This window comes from Allobosea sp. TAB14 (genome assembly GCF_052113865.1).
Lineage (GTDB): Bacteria > Pseudomonadota > Alphaproteobacteria > Rhizobiales > Beijerinckiaceae > Allobosea > Allobosea spartocytisi.
The window spans coordinates 1-20,762 of record NZ_JBFRDQ010000113.1; the positions used below are offsets into that span (position 1 = coordinate 1).

At 67.5% G+C, this 20,762-nt stretch carries 21 protein-coding genes; 12 read left to right on the forward strand and 9 right to left on the reverse strand.

Going from position 1 to position 20,762, the window contains the following annotated elements; genetic code table 11:
- From AB4Y99_RS17285 to AB4Y99_RS17310, 6 genes are all read right to left on the reverse strand, one after another.
- A partial coding sequence (locus tag AB4Y99_RS17285; protein ID WP_441524182.1) for an SDR family NAD(P)-dependent oxidoreductase occupies positions 1–305 on the reverse strand: 305 nt, incomplete at its 3' end.
- Positions 305–1,141 (reverse strand): 5-dehydro-4-deoxy-D-glucuronate isomerase, encoded by an 837-nt coding sequence (gene kduI, locus AB4Y99_RS17290; RefSeq protein WP_441524183.1) that lies wholly within the window; start codon positions 1,139–1,141, stop codon positions 305–307. The genes kduI and AB4Y99_RS17285, both read right to left, overlap by 1 nt.
- A 10-nt stretch (positions 1,142–1,151) precedes the next feature.
- Positions 1,152–2,432, reverse strand: a complete 1,281-nt coding sequence (locus AB4Y99_RS17295; protein ID WP_441524184.1) for a TRAP transporter large permease — start codon at positions 2,430–2,432, stop codon at positions 1,152–1,154.
- Between the two features lie 3 nt (positions 2,433–2,435).
- The gene (locus AB4Y99_RS17300) at positions 2,436–2,969 is read right to left on the reverse strand and encodes a TRAP transporter small permease (RefSeq protein WP_051987958.1); all 534 of its coding nucleotides are present in this window, start codon (positions 2,967–2,969) and stop codon (positions 2,436–2,438) included.
- A gap of 71 nt (positions 2,970–3,040) precedes the next feature.
- A complete protein-coding gene (locus AB4Y99_RS17305) occupies positions 3,041–4,027 on the reverse strand; it encodes a TRAP transporter substrate-binding protein (RefSeq protein ID WP_441524185.1) in 987 nt (328 codons plus the stop codon).
- Positions 4,028–4,091: 64 nt separating this feature from the next.
- Complete coding sequence (locus tag AB4Y99_RS17310) at positions 4,092–4,805, reverse strand: 2-keto-4-pentenoate hydratase (protein ID WP_441524186.1); 714 nt, start codon at positions 4,803–4,805, stop codon at positions 4,092–4,094.
- 162 nt (positions 4,806–4,967) lie between these two features.
- On the opposite strand from AB4Y99_RS17310, the gene AB4Y99_RS17315 reads away from it, so the two are divergent.
- Positions 4,968–5,642, forward strand: coding sequence for a GntR family transcriptional regulator (locus AB4Y99_RS17315; protein ID WP_112764951.1), 675 nt, complete (start codon positions 4,968–4,970; stop codon positions 5,640–5,642).
- A 124-nt stretch (positions 5,643–5,766) separates the two neighbouring features.
- The gene (locus AB4Y99_RS17320; RefSeq protein WP_112764936.1) at positions 5,767–6,912 is read left to right on the forward strand and encodes a lyase family protein; all 1,146 of its coding nucleotides are present in this window, start codon (positions 5,767–5,769) and stop codon (positions 6,910–6,912) included.
- A 128-nt stretch (positions 6,913–7,040) separates the two neighbouring features.
- Here the strand turns inward: AB4Y99_RS17320 and AB4Y99_RS17325 are convergent, their stop codons facing one another.
- Positions 7,041–7,739, reverse strand: coding sequence for a helix-turn-helix domain-containing protein (locus tag AB4Y99_RS17325; protein ID WP_441524187.1), 699 nt, complete (start codon positions 7,737–7,739; stop codon positions 7,041–7,043).
- A gap of 88 nt (positions 7,740–7,827) precedes the next feature.
- Between AB4Y99_RS17325 and pobA the strand changes: the two genes are divergently transcribed.
- The 6 genes from pobA to AB4Y99_RS17355 all read left to right on the forward strand — a co-directional run bounded on the left by pobA (position 7,828) and on the right by AB4Y99_RS17355 (position 13,818).
- The gene (pobA, locus tag AB4Y99_RS17330; protein WP_441524188.1) at positions 7,828–9,000 is read left to right on the forward strand and encodes a 4-hydroxybenzoate 3-monooxygenase; all 1,173 of its coding nucleotides are present in this window, start codon (positions 7,828–7,830) and stop codon (positions 8,998–9,000) included.
- 125 nt (positions 9,001–9,125) lie between these two features.
- Positions 9,126–10,319 carry an ABC transporter substrate-binding protein gene (locus AB4Y99_RS17335; protein WP_441524189.1) on the forward strand — a complete coding sequence of 398 codons (1,194 nt, stop codon included), beginning with the start codon at positions 9,126–9,128 and terminating at the stop codon, positions 10,317–10,319.
- A 170-nt stretch (positions 10,320–10,489) separates the two neighbouring features.
- Positions 10,490–11,353, forward strand: a complete 864-nt coding sequence (locus AB4Y99_RS17340; protein WP_191124106.1) for a branched-chain amino acid ABC transporter permease — start codon at positions 10,490–10,492, stop codon at positions 11,351–11,353.
- Positions 11,353–12,360, forward strand: a complete 1,008-nt coding sequence (locus AB4Y99_RS17345) for a branched-chain amino acid ABC transporter permease (protein ID WP_441524190.1) — start codon at positions 11,353–11,355, stop codon at positions 12,358–12,360. The genes AB4Y99_RS17340 and AB4Y99_RS17345 overlap by 1 nt, the downstream gene beginning before the upstream one ends.
- A complete protein-coding gene (locus tag AB4Y99_RS17350; RefSeq protein ID WP_441524191.1) occupies positions 12,357–13,115 on the forward strand; it encodes an ABC transporter ATP-binding protein in 759 nt (252 codons plus the stop codon). The genes AB4Y99_RS17345 and AB4Y99_RS17350 overlap by 4 nt, the downstream gene beginning before the upstream one ends.
- On the forward strand, positions 13,102–13,818 hold the full coding sequence (locus tag AB4Y99_RS17355; protein ID WP_441524192.1) for an ABC transporter ATP-binding protein: 717 nt from the start codon (positions 13,102–13,104) through the stop codon (positions 13,816–13,818). Before AB4Y99_RS17350 ends, AB4Y99_RS17355 begins: the two co-directional genes overlap by 14 nt.
- 75 nt (positions 13,819–13,893) lie before the next feature.
- Here AB4Y99_RS17355 and ggt read toward each other — a convergent pair whose 3' ends face one another.
- A complete protein-coding gene (ggt, locus tag AB4Y99_RS17360; RefSeq protein ID WP_441524193.1) occupies positions 13,894–15,570 on the reverse strand; it encodes a gamma-glutamyltransferase in 1,677 nt (558 codons plus the stop codon).
- A 149-nt stretch (positions 15,571–15,719) separates the two neighbouring features.
- Between ggt and AB4Y99_RS17365 the strand changes: the two genes are divergently transcribed.
- The 4 genes from AB4Y99_RS17365 (at position 15,720) to phnN (ending at position 19,881) form a co-directional block, all read left to right on the forward strand.
- Positions 15,720–15,902, forward strand: coding sequence for a hypothetical protein (locus tag AB4Y99_RS17365; protein WP_156115941.1), 183 nt, complete (start codon positions 15,720–15,722; stop codon positions 15,900–15,902).
- Positions 15,903–15,935: 33 nt separating this feature from the next.
- Entirely contained in the window at positions 15,936–16,709 is a 774-nt protein-coding gene (locus AB4Y99_RS17370) for a ferredoxin--NADP reductase (RefSeq protein ID WP_038362921.1), read from the forward strand.
- Positions 16,710–16,995: 286 nt separating this feature from the next.
- Positions 16,996–17,829, forward strand: a complete 834-nt coding sequence (gene nadC, locus AB4Y99_RS17375) for a carboxylating nicotinate-nucleotide diphosphorylase (protein ID WP_441524194.1) — start codon at positions 16,996–16,998, stop codon at positions 17,827–17,829.
- Between the two features lie 9 nt (positions 17,830–17,838).
- A complete protein-coding gene (gene phnN, locus AB4Y99_RS17380; RefSeq protein ID WP_441524195.1) occupies positions 17,839–19,881 on the forward strand; it encodes a phosphonate metabolism protein/1,5-bisphosphokinase (PRPP-forming) PhnN in 2,043 nt (680 codons plus the stop codon).
- 91 nt (positions 19,882–19,972) lie between these two features.
- Here the strand turns inward: phnN and AB4Y99_RS17385 are convergent.
- A partial coding sequence (locus AB4Y99_RS17385; protein WP_441524196.1) for a 4-hydroxyphenylpyruvate dioxygenase family protein occupies positions 19,973–20,762 on the reverse strand: 790 nt, incomplete at its 5' end.

The following is a 20,762-nucleotide window of genomic DNA, read 5'->3' on the forward strand; positions in this document are numbered from 1 at the left end:
GCACGGCGGATGATGCCGGCATTGTTGACGAGGATGTCGAGGCGCGAGCCGTTGGCCTTCGCCGCCGCCTCGGCCTCTTCCACGATCCGCGCAATCGGCTCCAGCGTCGCGAGGTCGGCGGCGATCTCGTGGAAGGGCTGACCGGTCGCCCCGACCAGCACCTTCGTCTCCGCCATGCTCGAGCGGCCAACCGCGACGATACCGGCGCCGGCCTGGGCGAGCGCGACCGCGATCGCCTGGCCGAGGCCCGTATTGGCCCCGGTGACGATCGCGGTCCGGCCGCCCAAATCAAACGGCGAGCGCATCAGCGCAGATCCCCGGTCGCGACCATGTCCATGTCGGTATAGTCGACATTGTCGCCGCCCATGCCCCAGATGAAGGAATAGGCCCGGGTAGCCACGCCCGAATGGATCGACCAGCCGGGCGAGAGGATCGCCTGCTCGTTGGCGACGACGAGATGGCGCGTCTCCTGCGGCTCGCCCATCAGATGGAAGACGCGGGCATCCGTGGGAACGTCGAAATAGAGATAGATCTCGCAGCGCCGGTCATGGACATGCGCCGGCATGGTGTTCCAGATGCTGCCTTCGTCGAGCGTGGTCACGCCCATGACGAGCTGGCAGGTCTCGCAGACGCCGGGGATGATGTACTGGCGGATGACGCGCTTGTTGGCCGTGGCCTGCTCGCCGAGCGCGATGGTCTTGGCATCGGCCTCCCGGATCACCTTGGTCGGGTGCACGGCATGGGCCGGGGTCGAAAGCAGGTAGAACTTGGCGGGGTTGCCGGCATCGTCGCTGGCGAAGGCGACCTCGCCCGCTTCCTTGCCGACATAGAACGCGTCGCGTTTGGCGAGCGGGTAGTCCTTCCCGCCGACGGAGACCTTGCCGGGGCCGCCGACATTGACGATGCCGAGCTCGCGCCGCTTCAGGAAGGCATCGGTGCCGACCGCCTTGGGCGTCGGCAGCACGACGGGCTTGTTCGTCGGCATGGCGCCGCCGACGATGACGCGGTCGAGATGGCTGTAGGTCAGCTTGACCTCGCCGGGAACGAACAGCGTCTCGATCAGGAAGTGGCGCCGCAGCTCCGCCGTGTCGAAGCCCTTGACGGCCTCGGGGTGGGAAACCTGGCGGATGTCGATGGTCATGGTCGGTCCTTCAGTGGAACAGGCGCGGCAGCCAGAGCGACAGGCCGGGCACATAGGTGACGAGCAGGAGCACGGCGATACTGGCGCCGTAGAACGGCCAGATCGTGCGCATGGACTCGCCGATGGAAATGCGGCCGATGGCGCAGGCGACGAACTGCACCGAGCCGACCGGCGGGGTATTGAGCCCGATGCCGGCGTTGAGGATCAGGATCACGCCGAAATGCACGGGATCGACGCCGAAGGCCTTCACCACCGGCAGGAAGATCGGCGTGCAGATGATGATCATCGGCGCCATGTCCATGAAGGTGCCGAGCACCAGCAGGATCAGGTTGACCATCAGCAGGATCGTGATCGGGTTGTCCGAGACCGCCTTCATCGCCGCAATGGTCGCCTGCGGCACCTCGAGGAAGGCCATCAGCCAGCCGAAGGCACCCGCCGTGCCGATCACCAGCAATACCATCGCTGTGGTCCGCACCGCGCCCAAAGTCGCCTCGACGAAGGCGGTCCAGGTCAACTGGCGATAGACGAAGATGGTGACGAGGATGGCGTAGACGACGGCGACGCAGGAGGATTCCGTCGCCGTGAAGACGCCGGAGCGGACGCCGCCGAAGATAATGCCGATCAGCAGGATGCCCGGCAGCGCCAGCACGACATAGCGGCCGACGGTCGCAAAGCCCGGAAAGGGCTCGCGCGGATATCCGCGCCTCACCGCGACCGCCCAGGCCGCGACCATCAGCGCAGCACAGAGCAAGAGGCCCGGCACCACACCGGCGGTGAACAGATCCGCGATCGAAAGATTGCCGCCGGCCGAAAGCGAATAGATGATCATGTTGTGCGAGGGCGGGATCAGCAGGGCAATGATCGCCGCATTCGCGGTGACGTTGACGGCATAGTCGGCGTCATAGCCGCGCTTCTTCATCTGCGGGATCATCAGCCCGCCCACGGCCGAAGCATCGGCCACGGCCGAGCCGGAGATGCCGCCGAACAGCGTGCAGGTGACCACGTTCACTTGGCCGAGCCCGCCGCGCAGATGGCCGACGAGGCTCGCCGCCATCTGGATCAGCCGCTCGGCGATGCCGCCGCGGATCATCAAATCGCCGGCATAGATGAAGAACGGGATCGCCATCATGGCGAAGGCGTTCATGCCGGAATTCATCTGCTGGAAGACGACGACCGGCGGCAGGCCCATATAGGCGACGGTCGCGACGGAGGCGATGCCGAGGCAGAAGGCCACGGGCACGCCGATCAGCAGCAGGAGCGCGAAGACGCCGAAGAGAATCCAGAGTTCCATCGCTCAGGCCTCCTGGCTTTCGCCGAAATGGACGAAGCCGAGCGGGGCCTGTTCCTCGCCGGTGGTGAAGAGCAGGAGCTTCTCCAGCGCGAACAGGGCGATCAGCGCGCCGCCCGCCGCGATCGGCACATAGTCCCAGCCGCGGGATATGCCGATGATCGGCATCCGATCGGCCCAGGTGCCGGCGGCGAGCTGCCAGCCATAGCCGAGCATGGCGAGCCCGAAGGCGCAGACCAGGCCCTCGCCCAGCACGATCAGCGCGGCCCGCAAGGGCGGCGGCGACATCACCAGCCCGACCTCGAAGCCGAGATGGTCGCTCTCGCGCACGCCGACCGCGGCGCCGAGCAGGATGAACCAGGACATCAGGAAGAGCGATCCGGCCTCGACCCAGATCGGCGTGTCGTTGAGCACATAGCGGCCGAACACGCCCCAGGCGACCATCACGGTCATCAGGACGAGGCCGGCCCCGGCCGCGATCAGCGCGAACAGGCTGAGCTTGGCGTCGAGTCGTGTCAGGAAAGCGGTGAAAGCGCGCATGAAATCTGCCCGGGCTGCTGGCAAGGGGCCGAAGACGGAGCGGCCCGAAAGCCGCCCCGTCTGAACGAGGCTCAGTTCACCGCCTGGATCGCGGCCACCATCTCCTTCAGCTTCGGATCGGTGACGAACTTGTCGTAGACCGGCTTCATCGCGTCGATGAAGGGCTTCTTCTCGACCTGATTGATCTGGGCGCCGCCGGCCTTGACCTTGGCCTCAGACGCCTTCTCCCGCGCATCCCAGAGCTCGCGCATCTTGAGCACCGATTCCTTGGCGGCGGCCTTGATSAKCGCCTGRTCSGCCGCGTTGAACTTGTCGAAGCTSYKCTTCGACATCACCAGCGCTTCCGGCGAGAGCGAGTGCTCGGTCACGGAATAGAACTTCGAGACCTCGAAATGGCGGGTCGATTCATAGGACGGCCAGTTGTTCTCGGCGCCGTCGATGACGCCGGTCTGGAGCGCGGAATAGACCTCGCCGAAGGGCATCGGCGTGGCGTTGGCCCCGAGCGCCGAGACCAGSGCSACGAACATGTCGGACTGCTGGACGCGRATCTTCATGCCCTTCATGTCRGCYGGCGWGYYGATCGGGCGCTTGSMRTTATAGAASGAGCGSGAGCCGGAATCGTAGARSGCSAGSCCGATCAGGTCGTGCTTCTCRAAMTCCTTGAGCAGGTTGTCGCCGATCGGSCCGTCCATSRCCTTCCGCATRTGRTCGACCGAGCGGAAGATGAAGGGCAGCGAGGGWATGTTGGTCGCCGGRATCAGGTTGTTGAACGGCGCCATGTTGATGCGGTTSATGTCGATGACGCCRAAGCGGGTCTGGTCGATCGTGTCCTTCTCCTGGCCGAGCTGGGCCGAGTGGAAGACGTTGATCTTGATGCGCCCCTGGGTGCGCTCCTCGAGCAGCTTGCCCATGTAGCGGACCGCCTCGACGGTCGGGTAGTCGGTCGGATGGATGTCGGCGGAACGAAGCGTCACGCCCTGGGCGAGCGCCGCCGTGGCGSTTGCGACCGAAACCGCCAGCGCGGCGGCGCCGGCAAGTAAGATGCGACGTGCGATCATGATGTTCTCTCCCTGGCAAGGCCCGTTTTCGGGCCGGTTCTTCTTTGGTTGAGGCGGACTGCCGCTAGCTGGCCGGTTCCCTTTCGATCAGCCTGACGGACAGGGGTGGAACCCCGGCACAGATCGCTTCCGCGACCTGGCCGATGGCGATGGGATGGACGCCCGTCGTCGCCCCGGCGGAGACGACATCGCCCTTGGCGAGGCCGCGTCCACGGCTCGCCAGATGGTTGACGACGAAGAGCAGGGCATCGAGCGGCCCACCATTCGGGCCGTGGCTGCGGCCGCGGCCGATGACCTCGCCATCGATCCGCATCTGCGTCTCGAAATCGGAAAGACCCTGCTCGATCCCCAGCGAGGCGCCGACGGCGATGCCGGTATTGTTGCCGAAATCGGAGATGATGGCCTGCGGCCCGATCTCGTTGATGCTCGGCAGCGGCGAGCCGGCGATCTCCATCGCGACATGCACCCCGCCGATGAAGGGCATCAGCTCTTCCGCTGTCCAGGTTTGCGGGCGCGGCGCGATATCCGCCCCGAGGACGATGCCGATCTCGGTCTCGACCGCGATGAAGCCGCCGCGGATCACGCCGACCTCGGCCGTCTCCCCCGGCGCGACGCGGCGGACGCCAGCGCCAAAAGCCGGCCCCGCCATCCGTGCGGCGCCCAAGCGGGCGCGCAAATCGGGATGGATCGCCGCGACCTTCCAGCCGCGCACGGGCTCGGGCCACAGCGCGATCGCCGCCTCCTGCACGGCATAGGCTTCCGCGAGATTGCTAGGCAATTCGCCGGGAAAAGCCGCGAGAGGCCGTGCCTCGCGGCGCGCTTCGTGGAATGATCGTGCGATCGTCGCGGTAAAATTCATACTTTGGGATACCATTACCGACACTGGTATGGTAGATTATCCCATGCCGCTTCGATTGCAAGCGATTTGGAGGCTGCTTTCGTGAGTTTCGCCGAGGGTCAGACAGGGTCGAGCGCCAACCGGCTCGAGAAGGAGCTTCTGCGCGCCATCGTCGCGCTCGAGCTGAAGCCGGGCTCGCGCCTCTCGGAGCAGGAGATTGCCACCCGCTACGGCGTCTCCCGCCAGCCGGTCCGCGAGGCGCTGATCGCGCTCAGCCGGCAGAAATTCGTCGAGGTCCTGCCGCAGCGCGGCACGGTCGTCGTCAAGATCTCGGTCCAGAAGATGATGGAGGCCCGCTTCCTGCGCGAGGCGATCGAGACCGCCGTCGTCCGGCGCGCCTGCGACAGCTTCAACCCGACGAGCCGGCAGATTGTCGACAATTGCCTGGAGGCGCAGCAGCGGGCGGTGGCCAATGGCGACCACACCGCCTTTCAGCGCTTCGACGAGCGTTTCCACGTGGCGCTCGCCGAAGGCGCCGGCTGCCCGATGGCCTGGACACTGGTCTCCAACCTCAAGGCCCATATGGACCGCGCCTGCCATCTCAGCCTGCAGAGCCCCAACGCGATGCAGGAGCTGATCGAGCAGCATCAGGCCATCGTCGCCGCGATCGATGGCCGCGACGCCGCGGCGGGCGAGGCCGCGATGCGGCATCATCTCAACGAATTGCTGCGGGCGCTGCCCGAGATCGAACAGCTCAATCCCGATCTCTTCGAGTAGCTGTCTTCCAACGCGAGCAGGTGGACGCGGACGCCGGCAGATGCCGGCGCTTGAGCGAACGGCCGCTCCCTGCCAAGAAGRCCGCCGCGGGTCGCGATGGCCGCGCGAAAGGGAAAAGCCTCGCATGAGTCATTTGCTGCGCACCCGGCCCGCGACCACCGACGCGATGCTCGCCGTCTTCGAGGATGCCGCGACGCTGCGGCACGCGCTGGCCTTCGAGGCCGAGCTTGCCCGCGCCGAGGCGGCCGAGGGGCTGATCGGCAAGGCCGAGGCGGAAGCCATCGCGACGCTGTGCGGCGGCATTGCCATCGACCCCGCCGCGCTCGCCACCGAGGCCGCGCTTGCCGGCACGCTCGCCATCCCGCTCGTCGCGCGCCTGCGCAAGGAATTGCCCGAAGCCGCGGCAAAAGCCCTCCACAAGGGCGCGACCAGCCAGGACGTCGCCGATATCGTCCTGGTCCGCCAGATCCGCGACGGCCATGCCCTGCTGCAAGCCGATCTCGCGCGAACCGCGAGCGCCCTCGCCGCCCTGGCGCGCCGCCATGCCGGAACCCCCGCCATCGGCCGCACCCTGTTGCAGGATGCCTTGCCGATCGGCTTCGGCCTGCGCATCGCGCAATGGCAGGCCGGCATCGTCGCGGCGGCGGCACGACTGCAAGACGAGGTCGAGCAAGGCGCCGTCCTTCAGTTCGGTGGCGCCGCCGGCACGCGCGCCGGTCTCGCCGGCAAGGGCGCGGCGGTCTCGGTGCGTCTCGCCGCGGCGCTTGGCCTGCCCGATGCGCCCCCCTGGCAGGCGCGCCGCGGCGGCATCGCCGGGATCGCGGCGGCGCTGGCGATCCTCGTCGGCGCGCTCGGCAAGATGGCGCGCGACGTCTCCCTGCTGGCGCAGAACGGCGTCGGCGAAGCGCGCGAGCCGGCCGTTCCCGGCCGCGGCGGCTCCTCCGCCATGGCTCACAAGCGCAACCCGACCGGCTGCCAGATCGTGCTCTCCGCTTGCCTGCGTGCGCCCGGCCTCGTCGCCGGCATCCTCGCGGGGCTGCCGGCCGAAGAGGAACGCGGGCTGGGCGGCTGGCAGGCCGAGGGGCCGGCCCTGGCCGAACTCTTCCTGCTGGCGGCCGGCGCCACGGAAGCCATGGCGACGGTCGCGGAGGGGCTGGAGATCGACGAGGCCGCCATCGCCCGCAACCTCGAGGCCGCCGCGCTCGGCAGCGATATCGGCGAAAGCGAGAACTTGGTCGAAGCCTTGCTGAAAGAGCAGCTTTCCTCCTGAACGGCGCCTGTTTCGTCACCGAACTGCGCCGTCATCCCGGGCTTGACCCGGGATCCATGCCGGAACGGCTCAGGCATGGATCCCGGATCTCCGCTTCGCTGCGTCCGGGATGACGCGCGGAGAGAATGTTACGCCTTCGCCCGATAATCCGACGGCGAAATCCCCGCCCGCTTGGCGAAAAAGCGCGAGAAATAGGCCGGGTCGGAGAACCCCAGCCGGAACGAGATCTGCGCGACCGTCAGCGAGGTGTAGACCAGGTCGCGCCGCGCCTCGATCATCAATCGGTCCTGGATGACGCGGGCCGCCGAATGGCCGAGCACCTCGCGGCAGCTGCGCGACAGATGCGGCACGGAGACGCCGAGCGCGCGGGCGTGTTCCGTCAGCGGCTCATGGCTCTGGAAGCGGATTTCGACCCGCTCGATGAAGCGCCGCACCAGCCCGGCGCGCAGATCCTTCGCCGGCTCTCCGCCGGCCCGCAGGCCGCGCGCCGCGCGCGAGAACCAGGAGGCGAGCAGATCGGCATAGGCCGCCAGCGCGAACTCCCGGTTCGGCCGGTTGGCGCCGAACTCGCTCATCGCCAGCCGCATCAGCGTCTCCAGCGACTGCGCCTCCACGCTCTCCGGCTCGGCCTGCAGCAACGCCGGCGTGGCGAGGAGGGAGCGCGCCTCGGGCTCGGCGTCGAAGAGCCGCTTCAGCGATGTCTCCGCGACGCTGGCGACGAAACCCTCCGTGTCGACGACGAAATGGAACTCGTGGATCGTCGCCGGCGGCAGCAGCAGCGCCGAGCCCGGCTTGAGCTCGCGGTCGCGCCCGTCGATCCGGGTCATCCTCCATTCCGTCAAGTGTCGTCATGGCGCATAGCTTGGGGTGCGGAATGTCGGCTCAAGACCGTCATCGCCTTGGGAGGACGCGGAAATGCGCACGCAGGTCGCCATCATCGGCGCCGGCCCGGCCGGGCTTCTCCTCGGCCAGCTCCTGTCGCGCGCCGGGATCGATAATGTCATCCTGGAACGCCGCAGCCTCGACTATGTGCTCTCCCGCATCCGCGCCGGCGTGCTCGAACAGGGCATGGTCGACATGCTGCGCGAGGCCGGCGTCGCCGGCCGCCTCGACCGCGAGGGGCAGGTGCATGACGGCGTCAATTTCGCCTTCGACGGCACGCTCCACCGCATCGACCTGAAGCATCTGAGCGGCGGCAAGACCGTGACGGTCTATGGCCAGACCGAGGTCACGCATGATCTCGCCGAGGCGCGCCAGGCCCTCGGCCGCACGACGATCTACGAGGCCGAGGATGTCGCGCTGCACGATATCGACACGGCCGCGCCCCGCGTGACCTTCCGGGTGAATGGCGAGGCGCGGGAGCTGCGCTGCGACTTCATCGCCGGCTGCGACGGCTATCACGGCGTCTCCCGCCGCTCGATTCCGGAGGGCGCACTGACCAGCTTCGAGCGCGTCTATCCCTTCGGCTGGCTCGGCCTGCTCGTCGACCGCCCGCCTGCGGCGCATGAATTGGTCTATGCCCGCCACGAGCGCGGCTTCGCGCTCTGCTCGATGCGCTCGGCGCAGCGCAGCCGCTACTATGTCCAGGTGCCGCTGGAGGAGCGTGTCGAGAACTGGCCGGACGAGGCCTTCTTCGACGAATTGCGCCGCAGGCTTCCCGCCGAGGTAGCGGAGGCCGTGCAGACCGGCCCGTCGCTGGAAAAGAGCATCGCGCCGCTGCGCAGCTTCGTCGCCGAGCCCATGCGCTTCGGCCGCCTGTTCCTCGCGGGCGATGCCGCCCATATCGTCCCGCCGACCGGCGCCAAGGGCCTCAACCTCGCGGCAAGCGACGTGCGCTATCTCTTCGATGCCCTGCGCGAGCATTACAATGACGGTTCGGACGCCGGGATCGAAGCCTATTCCGCCCGCGCTCTCGCCCGCATCTGGAAGGCCGAGCGCTTCTCCTGGTGGATGACGGGGCTGCTGCATCGCTTTCCGGAGCGCAGCGCCTTCGAGGAGCGCATGCAGCAGGCGGAGCTCGACTATCTCGTGAGTTCGCCCGCTGCCGCGACCGCGATGGCGGAGAATTATGTCGGCTTGCCTTACTAGGCCGAAGCGGGCATGGCCTAGCCCACAGGGCCACCGCCCATAAGGCCGCCAAGACGAAAGACACCGGAGCCAACCGGGGCGATCGAGACAGTCAAGTCCAGGGGACGGATACGGGAGGGATGACGATGAAGATCAGCAGACGGAATTTCACCGGGCTGGCGGGCGCGCTGGCACTGGCCGGCACGTTCGGCCTTGGCGGCGCGGCCGCTGCCGAAACGATCAAGATCGGGATCATCGGGCCGTTCTCCGGCCCCTTCGCCCTGCAGGGCAAGAACTTCCAGGCCGGCGTCGAGGCCTGGCTCGCCCAGAACGGCAAGTCGGTCGCCGGCAACGAGATCGAAATCATCTATCGCGACCTGCCCACCGCCAATCCGCAGCAGGCCCGCGCCCTGGCGCAGGAGCTGATCGTCAAGGACAAGGTGCAATATCTCGGCGGCGTCTATTTCACGCCGGATGCGCTGGCGATCACGCCGTTGCTGAAGCAGGGCAATGTGCCGCTGGTGATCTTCAACGCCGCGACCTCTGCGATCATGACCTCCTCGCCGCTGGTCGTGCGGACCTCCTTCACCACCGGGCAGACCACGACGCCGCTGGGCAAGGCCGCCGTCGATCGCGGCATCAAGAAATTCGTCTCCGCCGTCACCGATTACGGCCCCGGCGTCGATGCCGAGGGAGCGTTCAAGAAGGCGGTCGAGGCGGCTGGCGGGCAGGTCGTCGAGACCATCCGCATGCCGCTCAACACCACCGAGTTCAGCCCGATCATGCAGCGCATCCGCGATGCCGGCGCGCAGGGCGTCTTCGCCTTCCTGCCCTCGGGCCCGCCGACGCTCGGCTTCGTCAAGTCCTTCAACGACACCGGGCTGAAGCAGGCCGGCGTCAAGCTCTTCGCCACCGGCGACCTGACGCAGGAATCCGATCTGCCGGCGCTGGGTGAAGCCGCTGCCGGGATGATCACCGGTTTCCACTACGCCACCTCGCACGATTCCGAGGCCAACCGGAAATTCGTGGAGGCCGGCGAAAAGGCGATCGGCGGCCCCGGGCAGCTCACCTTCCCGGCGGTCGGCGCCTATGACGGCATGTATGTCATCGCGAAGATGATCGCCGCCACCGCCGGCAAGCAGGACGCCGAGAAGGCGGTCGAGGCGGTCAAGGGCCTCGCCTGGGAAAGCCCGCGCGGGCCGGTGAAGATCGACCCCGAGACCCGCCACATCACCCAGACGATCTATCTGCGCGAGGTCGCCAAGAACGCCAAGGGCAACTGGATCAACAAGGAGATCCAGAGCTTCCCCGAGCAGAAGGACCCCGGGCTGGCGAAGTAGAGCCAGTCTCCTCGTCTGCTGCGCCGTCATTCCGGGCGCAGCGAAGCGGAGACCCGGAATCCATCGGAGGGCGCCGAGCGCTATGATGGATTCCGGATCGGCGCCGCTTTGCGGCTTGTCCGGAATGACGGCGCGTTTCCGACTGAACTCCGACGAGGCCCGCAACCCGCATGCAGACCGCGCTGAGCATCGCCCTGGACGCCTTCGCCTATGGCATGGCGCTGTTCATCATCTGCATCGGCCTGTCGCTGACGATGGGGCTGATGCGGCTGGTCAATCTCGCCCATGGCGCCTTCGCCATGATCGGCGGCTACATCGCCTCCTATGCCGTGCGCAATCTCGGCCTGGGCTACGGCTTCGGCATCGTGCTGGCGGTCGTCGGCACGGTGCTGATCGCGGTGCCGCTCGAACGGCTGCTCTTCCGCCGCATCTATGACCGCAGCGAGCTCTCGCAGGTGCTGATGACCATCGGCATCACCTTCTGCGTCATCGGCATCACCAATTACTTCTTCGGCCCGACGCTGAAGACGATTCCCCTGCCGGCGGAACTGGCGCAACCGATCGATCTCGGCTTCCGCAGCATCGCCGGCCACCGGCTCTTCGTCATCGCGAGCGGGCTTGTCGTCGCGGGCGGGCTCTGGTTCCTGATCGAGCGCACCGGCTTCGGCATCCACCTGCGCGCCGCCGTCGAGAACGCGCCGATGTCGCGCGCGCTCGGCGTGCGCACCGAATTGATCTATGCGGCGAGTTTCGCGCTCGCCATCGGGCTTGCCGCCTTCGGCGGGGTGGTCGGCGCCGAGTTCCTGCCGATCGAGCCCTATTACGCCCTGCGCTACATGGTGACCTTCCTGGTCGTAGTCTCCGTCGGCGGCGCCGGCTCGATTCCCGGCGCGCTCGTCGCCTGCCTGCTGCTCGGCGCCATCGATGTCACCGGCCGCTATCTCATGCCGGATTTCGGCAATTTCTTCTTCTATCTCGCGGTGATCCTGGTGGTCTGCGCCTTCCCGCGCGGCCTGATGGGACGGGCCCAGTGATGGCACAGGCTCCCGCCCCATCCGCTGCCGCTCCCCCCGCCCGCAGCCTCGTCCGCGATCTCGCCGGCTTCGCCCTGATCGCGCTTGCCGGGCTCGCGGGCTACTGGCTCTTCCCCGACAATCTCGCCTTCCTGACCCGCGTCATCTCGGTCGCCCTGCTCGTGCTCTCGCTCGACCTGATCGTCGGCTATTGCGGCATCGCCTYGCTGGGCCAGGCCGCGCTCTACGGCGCTGGCGCCTATGCCGCCGGCATCGCTTGCCTCAACGGCGTGACCGAGCCTTTCCTGCTGATCCTGATCGGGGCCGCGGCCGGCRCCGTCACCGGCCTGCTCATGGGCGCGGTGATGCTGCGGGCGCACGGCCTGCCGCAGCTCGTCCTCTCCATCGCGATCGTCCAGCTCCTGCACGAAGCCGCCAACAAGGCCTCCTGGCTGACCGGCGGCAGCGACGGCCTCGCCGGCATGGTCCCTGCTCCGCTCTTCGGCCTATTCGAGTTCGATCTCTGGGGCCGCGCCGCCTATCTCTTCGGGCTCGGCCTGCTGCTGGTCGTCTTCGTCGCGCTGAAGCTCATCGTCCGCTCGCCCTTCGGCATGGTCTGCCGCGGCCTYAAGGAAGATCCGTTGCGGATCAGCGCGCTCGGCATCTCCGCCTTCCCGGTGCTGCTCAGGATGTTCGTGATCTCCGGCGCCGTCGCCGGCGCGGGCGGGGCGCTCGGCGCCATCGCGACCCAGGTGGTGGGGCTGGACAGCCTGAGCTTCGAATTATCCGCCAATGCGCTGGTCATGCTGGTGCTTGGCGGGCTCGGCAATCTCTATGGCGCGCTGATCGGCACCGTCGTCTTCATGGCGGTCGAGCACATCGTCGCGGCGATCAATCCGTTCCACTGGATGACGCTGGTCGGCGCACTGCTGATCGCCATCGTGCTCTTCGCCCCCCGCGGCCTCTCCGGCACGCTCGACGAGGCCGCCCGCATCCTGACGCGTGGCCAGCGGAGGGCCGGGCCATGAGCACGGTCTTCGCGGTCGACCATCTGTCGAAATCCTTTGGCGGCCTCAAGGTCAATCACGACCTCTCCATCGCCATGACCGAGGGCGAGCGGCTCGCCTTGATCGGCCCCAACGGCGCCGGCAAGACCACCTTCGTCAACCTCGTCACCGGGCGCATCCCTCCGAGTGCCGGCACGGTCCATCTGATGGGCGAGGACATCACGCGCCTCGGCGCCGTCGCGCGGGTCAGGCGCGGGCTGGTGCGCACCTTCCAGGTGACGCGTCTCTTCCCCGACATGACCCCGGAAGAGCATGTCGTCATGGCGATCCTGCAAAGGCAGGGACATGCGACCCGCATCCTCGCGCGCTTCCACGGCAACGGCGCGGCCATGGACGAAGCCGCCGACATCCTCGCCACGCTCGGCCTGACCGATGTCGCGCGCCGCAAGGTCGTCGAGATCGCCTATGGCCAGCAGCGCCTGCTCGAGATCGCCATCGCCATGGCGCAGCGCCCGAAGGTGCTGCTGCTCGACGAGCCCGCTGCCGGCGTGCCCTCCTCCGACACGCCATTGATCGAGCGGGCGCTGGAGCGGCTGCCGGCCTCGCTTGCCGTATTGATGATCGAGCACGATATGGATCTGGTTTTCCGCTTCGCCAAGCGTGTCGTGGTGCTGGCGGCCGGCGAATTGATCTTCCAGGGCCTGCCGGCCGATGTCGCCAGGGACGAGAAAGTCCGCGAAGCCTATCTCGGGAGCTACGCCCATGCCGGCCGCTGAGCTCGAGGTCCGGAATCTCAGCGCCGGCTACGGCCAGACCCATGTGCTGGAGGATGTGTCCTTCTCCGTGCCGGCCGGCGGCCGCCTCTCGATCCTCGGTCGCAACGGCATGGGCAAGACCACGCTGCTGGCGACGCTGATGGGGCTCACCCGCCACTACGCCGGCAGCATCAGCCTGGCGGGCCAGGACGTGACGGCCCTGCGCACCACCGGGCGTGCGCTCGGCGGCATCGGGCTGGTGCCGCAGACCCGCGAGATCTTCAAGGGCCTCACCGTCGAGGAGAACCTCTTCGTCGGCCTCAAGGGCCGCCCGCGCACGGCGATCGAGGAAGCCTATGCGCTGTTCCCGCGCCTGCAGGAGCGCCGCCGCAATCTCGGCTCGCAACTCTCCGGCGGCGAGCAGCAGATGCTGGCGACAGCCCGCACCATCCTCGGCCAACCCTCGATCCTGCTGCTCGACGAGCCGCTGGAGGGCCTCGCCCCGGTGATCTGCGACATGCTGATGGCGGCCTTCACGCAGCTCGCGGCCAGCGGCGCGATGACGATCCTCTTCGTCGAGCAACGGCTCGAAAGCGCGCTCGACTTCGCCGAGGACGTCATCATCCTCGAACGCGGCCGGATCGTCTGGTCGGGAACTTCAGCCGCTTTGCGGGCCGATGGCGATGTCCTCGAACGCTATGTCGGCGTCGGCGGGCTGCACTGACCGTGTAGATGTCGCGCGGAACCGCGCCGTCATCCCGGGCTTCACCCGGGATGACCTGCTCCCAAAGCAGAAATTCTAGATACTGAAACGCGCTCCCGCGCGCGCCAGCCCGCCCGAGATCGCGACCGGCGTGCCGTCGGCCCGCCAGCAGGCGGCGCCGGTCAGCGTGCCGTCCGCATTGAAGGCGATGGCGTTCATGCCGCCGGCGACGCGCGGCGAACGCACCACCTTGTGGCCGCGCGCGATCAGCGCCTGCGCCACCGCTTCGGGGATCGCTTCTTCCAGTTCGAGCACGCCGCCTTCGGTCCAGACRCGCGGCGCCTCGACSGCCTCCTGCAGGCYCATGCSRTGGTCGATCAGGTTGACGATCGCCTGCAGYGCCGAGGGGAAGATGCGCAGSSCGCCGGGCARGCCGAGCGCATAGGCRAKCYKGCCMTCSCGCAGSACCATCATCGGCGCCATCGAGGTGAAGACGCGCTTGCCGGGYGCGATCGAGAGCGCSCGGCCGGGATGGGGATCGAAATTGTACATGTAGTTGTTAGCCATCATCCCCGTGCCGGGGATCTGGACGCAGGCGCCGAACAAACCGTTGATCGTCTGCGTCGCGCTGACGACATTGCCCTGCGCATCCGCCACGGTGACATGGGTGGTGTCGGCGGATTCCCCGCCCGAGAGCCCGGCCGTCCAGCTTTTCGCCCGGCCCATCTCGATCAGCGCGCGCCGCTCGGCCGCATAGCCCTTGTCGATCAGCCTCTCGACGGGAACCTTGACGAAGGCGGGATCGGCCGTCGCCACGGCACGGTCGGCGAAGGCGATCTTCAGCGCCTCCGCCAGCAGATGCACCGCGTCGGTCGAGCCGAAGCCGAGCGCGCCGATGTCGTAGCCCTCGAGAATGTTGAGCATCTCGGCGATATGCACGCCCGACGAGGAAGGCGGCGGCGGGCCGATGATCTCGTAGCCGCGATAGGAGCCCCGGATCGGCTCGCGCGTCTGCGTCCTGTAGCCGGCGAGATCGTCCGCATCGATCAGGCCGCCCTGCTCAGCCATGTAGCCGGTCAGCGCCTCTCCCAGCGCGCCACCATAGAGCGCCGCCGGTCCTTCCTTGGCGATGAGCCGCAGGCTCTCGGCGTAGTCGCCCTGGACGAGCTTCGCGCCGGGCTGGAGCGGCGTCCCACCCGGCAGCAGCATCGCGGCGAGGCCGGGATCACGGGCGAGATCGCCGGCATTGTCCGTGATGCAGTTCGAGAGATAGGGCGTGACGGTGAAGCCGCGCGCGGCGAGCGCGATCGCCGGCTGCAATACATCCGCCAGCGGCAGGCTGCCGAAGCGCTCCAGCGCCTCGCACCAGCCCTTGAGCGCGCCGGGAACCGCGACCGCCTTCGCACCGACGACGTTCTCGCGGTCGCGCGTGTCGCGCTGCTTGCCGATCTCGTCGGAGAGGCAGTGATACATGTCGGGCGTGGCGTGGCCCGGCGCGGTCGAGAGATTGTCGATGACGCGATGGCTGCCATCGGCGAGCCGGATATGGCTCAAGCCCCCGCCGAGGATGCCGACCATCATCGGCTCGGCCACCGTCAGCGCGAAGAGCGCCGCGACCGCCGCATCGACGGCATTGCCGCCCGCCAGCAGCATCTGTGAGCCCGCGGCCGAGGCCAGCGGATGGTTGGTGACGACCATGCCGCGCGAGCCGGTGGCGGGCCTTTTCTCGCAGGTGAAATCGGCGATGCGGGGAACGGAGACGGGAGCATTCATGGCCGCAGTTGAGCCTGAGTCCGGCCGAACGTCCACCCGGCTTTCCAGAAAAGGATCCTGCACCGGCCGCATGGCGAAACCCGCGCCCGTCTCGGCGCTGCCGGCGCCGGGCTTTGCCCCTGCCGCCGCTCAGGCCTCGGCCGTGATGGATGGCCGTCTCGCTGCCCGTGCCGATCGAGGGCTTTTCGGGCAGGAAGAAAATTCTCCGGAAAGCTCTGCGCGCGCCAGATTGTTCCGATCAGGGGCCGCTGGCTAGAAAGAAAGAGAAGATTTTGATTTCGCTCGCGTTTTCTGCTTATCCGCTGCTGGCGGCCGGCGCTCAAACCCGCTAAACAGCCCGCCGCCGGACTTTCAAGGACGATGCGATGAGCCATTTCTACGAGGAACAGGTCCTGAGCGTGCATCACTGGACGGACACGCTGTTCAGCTTCACGACGACGCGCGACACGACGTTCCGGTTCAAGAACGGSCAGTTCACGATGATCGGGCTGAAGGTCGGCGAGCGTCCGCTGCTGCGGGCCTACAGCGTCGCCAGCACGAATTAYGACGAGACGCTGGAGTTYTTCTCGATCAAGGTGGCGGACGGYCCSCTGACCTCGCGYYTGCAGAACCTCAAGGTCGGCGAYCCCATCATCGTCGGCAAGAAGGCGACGGGCACGCTGGTGCTCGACAACCTCAAGGACGGCAAGCGGCTCTTCCTGCTCGGCACCGGCACCGGGCTGGCGCCGTTCCTGTCGCTGATCCGCGACCCCGAGACCTATGAGCGCTATGAGAAGGTCGTGCTGGTCCATGGCTGCCGCCAGGTCGCGGAGCTGGCCTATGGCGAGCGYATCACCCAGCATCTGCCGCAGGACGAGTTCCTCGGCGAGATGATCCGCGAGCAGCTGATCTATTACCCGACGGTGACGCGCGAGCCCTTCCGCAACCGMGGCCGCATCACCGACCTGATGACTTCGGGCCAGCTCTACAGCGATATCGGCCAGCCCGGCTTCGACCCCGAAGGCGACCGCTTCATGCTCTGCGGCTCGCCGCAGATGCTGGCCGACCTCAAGACGATCTTCGCCGAGCGCGGCCTTGAGGAAGGCAATCACGGCGAGGCCGGCGACTACGTCATCGAAAAGGCCTTCGTCGAGAAATAGAATGCGGGATTGAACGCAGGGCGGAGCCGGTGCAGATACGGGTGCCCGTGCAGCGGGCTGTCGATGAGAACCCGAAGCTCCGAGCGAACACGAACGGCGTTGGCGCCGAAAGCACCAAGGCCGGACAATAAGCATCCGCCCCACCGATGCGGGCAGCTCCGAAGGCGACCGGAGGCACCGGGACGCAGCTTCGACGGAAGCGGCAAAGTCCGATTGACAGCGACGAAAAACCGACCGTATCATTCGTATACAAACAAATTTTGCGCTGAAATCGCGAGGGGACGAGATGTACGACGTTTTCGCCACTGACCGCTTGATCGATCACTGGCTGATCGAGGACATCGGGGCCTGCGATCTCACCRTCCAGGTCATGATCGAGCCGGACGAGGTCGGCGCGTTCTACATGAACGCCCGCGAGCCGATGATCGTCGCCGGCGTCGAGGTGGCGGCGCGCGTATTCCAGCGCTACGACCCGACGCTGAAGGTGAAACTGCGCGTCAGGGACGGGGACCGCGTCGAGAAGGGCGCCGTCCTGGTCGAGGTCGAGGGAGCGGCCCGCAGCGTGCTCACGGCCGAACGCACCGCCCTCAACATCGCCCAGCGCCTGTCCGGCATCGCCAACGAGACCGCGCGCTATGTGGCGGCGATCGAAGGCACGAAGGCCAGGCTCATCGACACCCGCAAGACCACGCCGGGCCTGCGCATGATGGAGAAGCATGCCGTGAGCTGCGGTGGCGGTCTCAACCACCGGCTCGGCCTCGACAACGGCGTCATGGTCAAGGACAACCACATTGCCGTCTGCGGCAGCATCGCCGCCGCCGTCGCGCGGGCCCGCAAGAAGCTGCCCGTCCTGACGAAGCTCGAGATCGAGTGCGACAACCTCGGGCAGGTGCACGAGGCCGTCGCCGCCGATGTCGATGTCATCATGCTCGACAACATGCCGATCAAGGACATGGTCGAGGCCGTCGCCATCATCGGTGGGCGCGCGAAGGTCGAAGCCTCCGGCGGAATCAGGATCGACACGATCCGCGCCATCGCGGAGACCGGCGTGGACTATATTTCGACCAGCAAGATCACGCAGGCTGCGGTCGCGGTGGATATCGGCCTCGACGAGGCGTGAGCGGCGGCGATGCGTCCCGGCACGCTGTTCTTCGTCATCGGCCCAAGCGGTGCCGGGAAAGACACGCTGATGCTCGGCGCCCGCGAGGCGCTGGAAGCGACGGGGCGCTACGTCTTCGCCAGGCGGGCGATCACGCGGCCCGCGGGTTCGCCCGGAGAGGACCACGAGGCGGTATCCGATACGGAATTCGAGCGCCGCAGGACGGCCGGGGAGTTCCTGATCGATTGGGAGGCCCATGGCCTGCGCTACGGGCTTCCGGCCTCTCTTGAAGGAGAGCTGGCAGCCGGCAGGCATGTCGTCGCAAACGGATCCAGGGCGGTCGTCGCCGCCCTCTCGCGACGCGCCACCCGGCTGGTCCTGGTGGATGTGGTCGCGCCTGCGGCCGTTCTGGCTCGACGCATCGCGGAGCGCGGGCGCGAGGATTCCGGAGCTATCTGCGAAAGGCTCGCGCGCGTCGTCGAACCGCCGCCGGCGGGTGTTCGGCGCGTCGAGGTTCTCAACGACAACACCCCGTCGGTCGGCGTCGAACGCTTCGTGGCCGCGATCGAGAACGCGGCCAATTACCTGACCCTGAGGCGCATGCCCTTCCTGACCGGCAGGCGCTTCTGCGCCTATCTGCCCGTGGGCGGGGCGGTCGATGGACGCGACTATCTCGGGCCGGGCAAGATCGAGCTCTCCAATGGCACCGCAGCCGTTCGCACCGAGGTGCAGGCGGTCGAGCCGTCCGGGCTGCTGGGAGCCGACGAGATCGGCCTCTCGGCCGAAGCTTTCGCCGAATTCGCGATGCCCGAAGGCAGCGAGGTGACGATCCGGCGAACGCCTTCACCCGAAAGCCGCGAAGCCCTCACCGGCAAGCTCCGTGGCGAGGCGCTCTCCGAGGAGCAGTATCGCCTGCTGATCCGGGATATCGTCGAATCGCGCTATCCCGATGCCGAGGTGGCGGCCTTCCTGGTCGCCGCGACGCAGAAGCTGACCGACCGCGAGGTGGCCGCACTCGCGCGCGTCCGCACCGGCTTCTCGCAGCGGATCGCCTGGCCTGACCGGATCGTCGTCGACAAGCATTCCATGGGCGGTATTCCCGGCAGCCGCATCACCCTCATCGTCGTCCCGATCATTGCCGCGCACGGCAAGTTCCTGATGCCCAAGACCTCCTCGCGCGCCATCACCTCGGCCGCCGGCACGGCGGACGCCATGGAGGTCGTGGCGAATGTCGAGATCGATCCGGCCGGCTTGCGCCGCTGCCTCGAACAGGCCCGGGCCTGCATCGCCTGGAATGGACGGCTCAACCATTCCGTCGTCGACGACGTGATGAACGCAATCACGCGGCCGCTCGGCATCGATTCCAATCGCTGGTCGGTCGCCTCGATCCTGTCGAAGAAGTTCACGGCGGGATCGACGAATGTGATCGTCGATCTCCCTTACGGCCCTCGCGCGAAACTGCATTCGCTGGAGGAGGCCACCGAGCTCGCTCGCCTGTTCGAATTCGTCGGGAAGGAACTCGGCCTGGTGGTCGAGGCCCATCCGACCGATGGGAGCAGGCCGATCGGACGAGGCATCGGCCCGGCGCTGGAAGTCCGGGACGTCAGATGGGTCCTGAACCGCGACCTGCAGGCGCCACCCGATCTGTTGGAGAAGGCCCTGTTCTTCGCCAGCCGCATCCTCGCATGGGATCCCGACATCGGCTCCCCGGAGGCAGGCAGGGAGCGGGCCATCGCGCTGCTGGAAAGCGGAGCCGCGGCACGGGCCTTCGAGACGATCATCGATGCCCAGGGCCGGCGCGCGCCGCCGATCGAGCCGGGTCTGCTGGTGCATACGGTGCGCGCCGGGCGCTCGGGGCTGATCGAGGAGATCGACGGCTGGGCGGTCGCCGGCATCGCGCGTCGCGCCGGAGCACCGTTCGACAAATCCGCCGGGGTCGACCTGAAAATGCGCGTGGGCGAACAGGTCCGCGCCGGCGAAGCGCTTTTCGCTATTCACGCCTCATCGGCGGCCGATCTCGACGAAGCAAAGCGTCTGGCCGAGGCCGAAGCCTGCTATCTGATCGGCGATTGATCGCCGGCCGCATCGCGTCGCGGCACGAAATCAGCCGTGAACGGGCTCACGGTTTCCCTGCCCCGCCCTCTCGAGCGGGGCACGCCGTCGCTCAACCGTGCCCGAGAGCCGGCATGGTGATCGGCCGCGCGAGCCTCGCCTGTGCCGTCAGGCGGATGCCGGCATTGACCGCGCCATAGCCCGCATAACCGTCGCGCTGGACGATCTCGAAGAACAGCCCGCCATCCAGCGTCTGCGTATAGGCCTGCCGGAAGCTGCCGCCGGCATCGCTGTCATGGAGGATGTTCAGCGCCTTCAGCCGGTCGATCTCCTCGGCCGACAGATCGGAACGGGCTTCCAGATCGTCATAGTAGTTCTCGGGGATCGGCAGCATCGCGACTCCATTGGCGATAAGCCGCTCCACCGTCGCCGCGATGTCGTTCGTCGCGAAGGCGATGTGCTGCACGCCCGAGCCGAAGAAATCGGTGATGAAGCGTGCCGACAGCGTCCGGTGGCTCTGCGAGCCGTTGAGGATGAGCCGAAGGCCATGACCGGGCTCTCCGTCGAGCCCGCTCTCGATCACCTGGCTCTGGACCACGCCGCCGGGATCAAGCACGGCCTGGCTCGGCGCCTTCCGCGTGTCGAACAGCGAGGAGTAGAACAGCAGCCAGGTCAGCATCTCCTCGTACTGCATGCTCTGCGAGACATGGTCGACGCCGGTCAGCCCGGCCTCGGCGTCGCTTTCCTCCGTCGCCTCGAAATCGACCTCGGCCCAGCGGCCGAGCGACGAGGTGCGATCGAGGAAATAGACGAGGCTGCCACCGAGCCCGCGCACAGCGGGGATATCGAGCTCGCCCGGCCCGATCGCGCCGGCATGCGGCACGTCGAGCAGCGCCTTGGCC

Excerpts from the sequence above, each read along its gene's own strand:
- kduI (WP_441524183.1), bottom strand. The coding sequence starts at position 1,141 with ATGACCATCGACATCCGCCAGGTTTCCCACCCCGAGGCCGTCAAGGGC.
- AB4Y99_RS17295 (WP_441524184.1), bottom strand. The coding sequence starts at position 2,432 with ATGGAACTCTGGATTCTCTTCGGCGTCTTCGCGCTCCTGCTGCTGATC.
- AB4Y99_RS17300 (WP_051987958.1), bottom strand. The coding sequence starts at position 2,969 with ATGCGCGCTTTCACCGCTTTCCTGACACGACTCGACGCCAAGCTCAGC.
- AB4Y99_RS17320 (WP_112764936.1), top strand. The coding sequence starts at position 5,767 with ATGAGTCATTTGCTGCGCACCCGGCCCGCGACCACCGACGCGATGCTC.
- AB4Y99_RS17325 (WP_441524187.1), bottom strand. The coding sequence starts at position 7,739 with ATGACCCGGATCGACGGGCGCGACCGCGAGCTCAAGCCGGGCTCGGCG.
- pobA (WP_441524188.1), top strand. The coding sequence starts at position 7,828 with ATGCGCACGCAGGTCGCCATCATCGGCGCCGGCCCGGCCGGGCTTCTC.
- AB4Y99_RS17335 (WP_441524189.1), top strand. The coding sequence starts at position 9,126 with ATGAAGATCAGCAGACGGAATTTCACCGGGCTGGCGGGCGCGCTGGCA.
- AB4Y99_RS17340 (WP_191124106.1), top strand. The coding sequence starts at position 10,490 with ATGCAGACCGCGCTGAGCATCGCCCTGGACGCCTTCGCCTATGGCATG.
- AB4Y99_RS17350 (WP_441524191.1), top strand. The coding sequence starts at position 12,357 with ATGAGCACGGTCTTCGCGGTCGACCATCTGTCGAAATCCTTTGGCGGC.
- AB4Y99_RS17355 (WP_441524192.1), top strand. The coding sequence starts at position 13,102 with ATGCCGGCCGCTGAGCTCGAGGTCCGGAATCTCAGCGCCGGCTACGGC.
- AB4Y99_RS17365 (WP_156115941.1), top strand. The coding sequence starts at position 15,720 with ATGGCCGTCTCGCTGCCCGTGCCGATCGAGGGCTTTTCGGGCAGGAAG.
- phnN (WP_441524195.1), top strand. The coding sequence starts at position 17,839 with ATGCGTCCCGGCACGCTGTTCTTCGTCATCGGCCCAAGCGGTGCCGGG.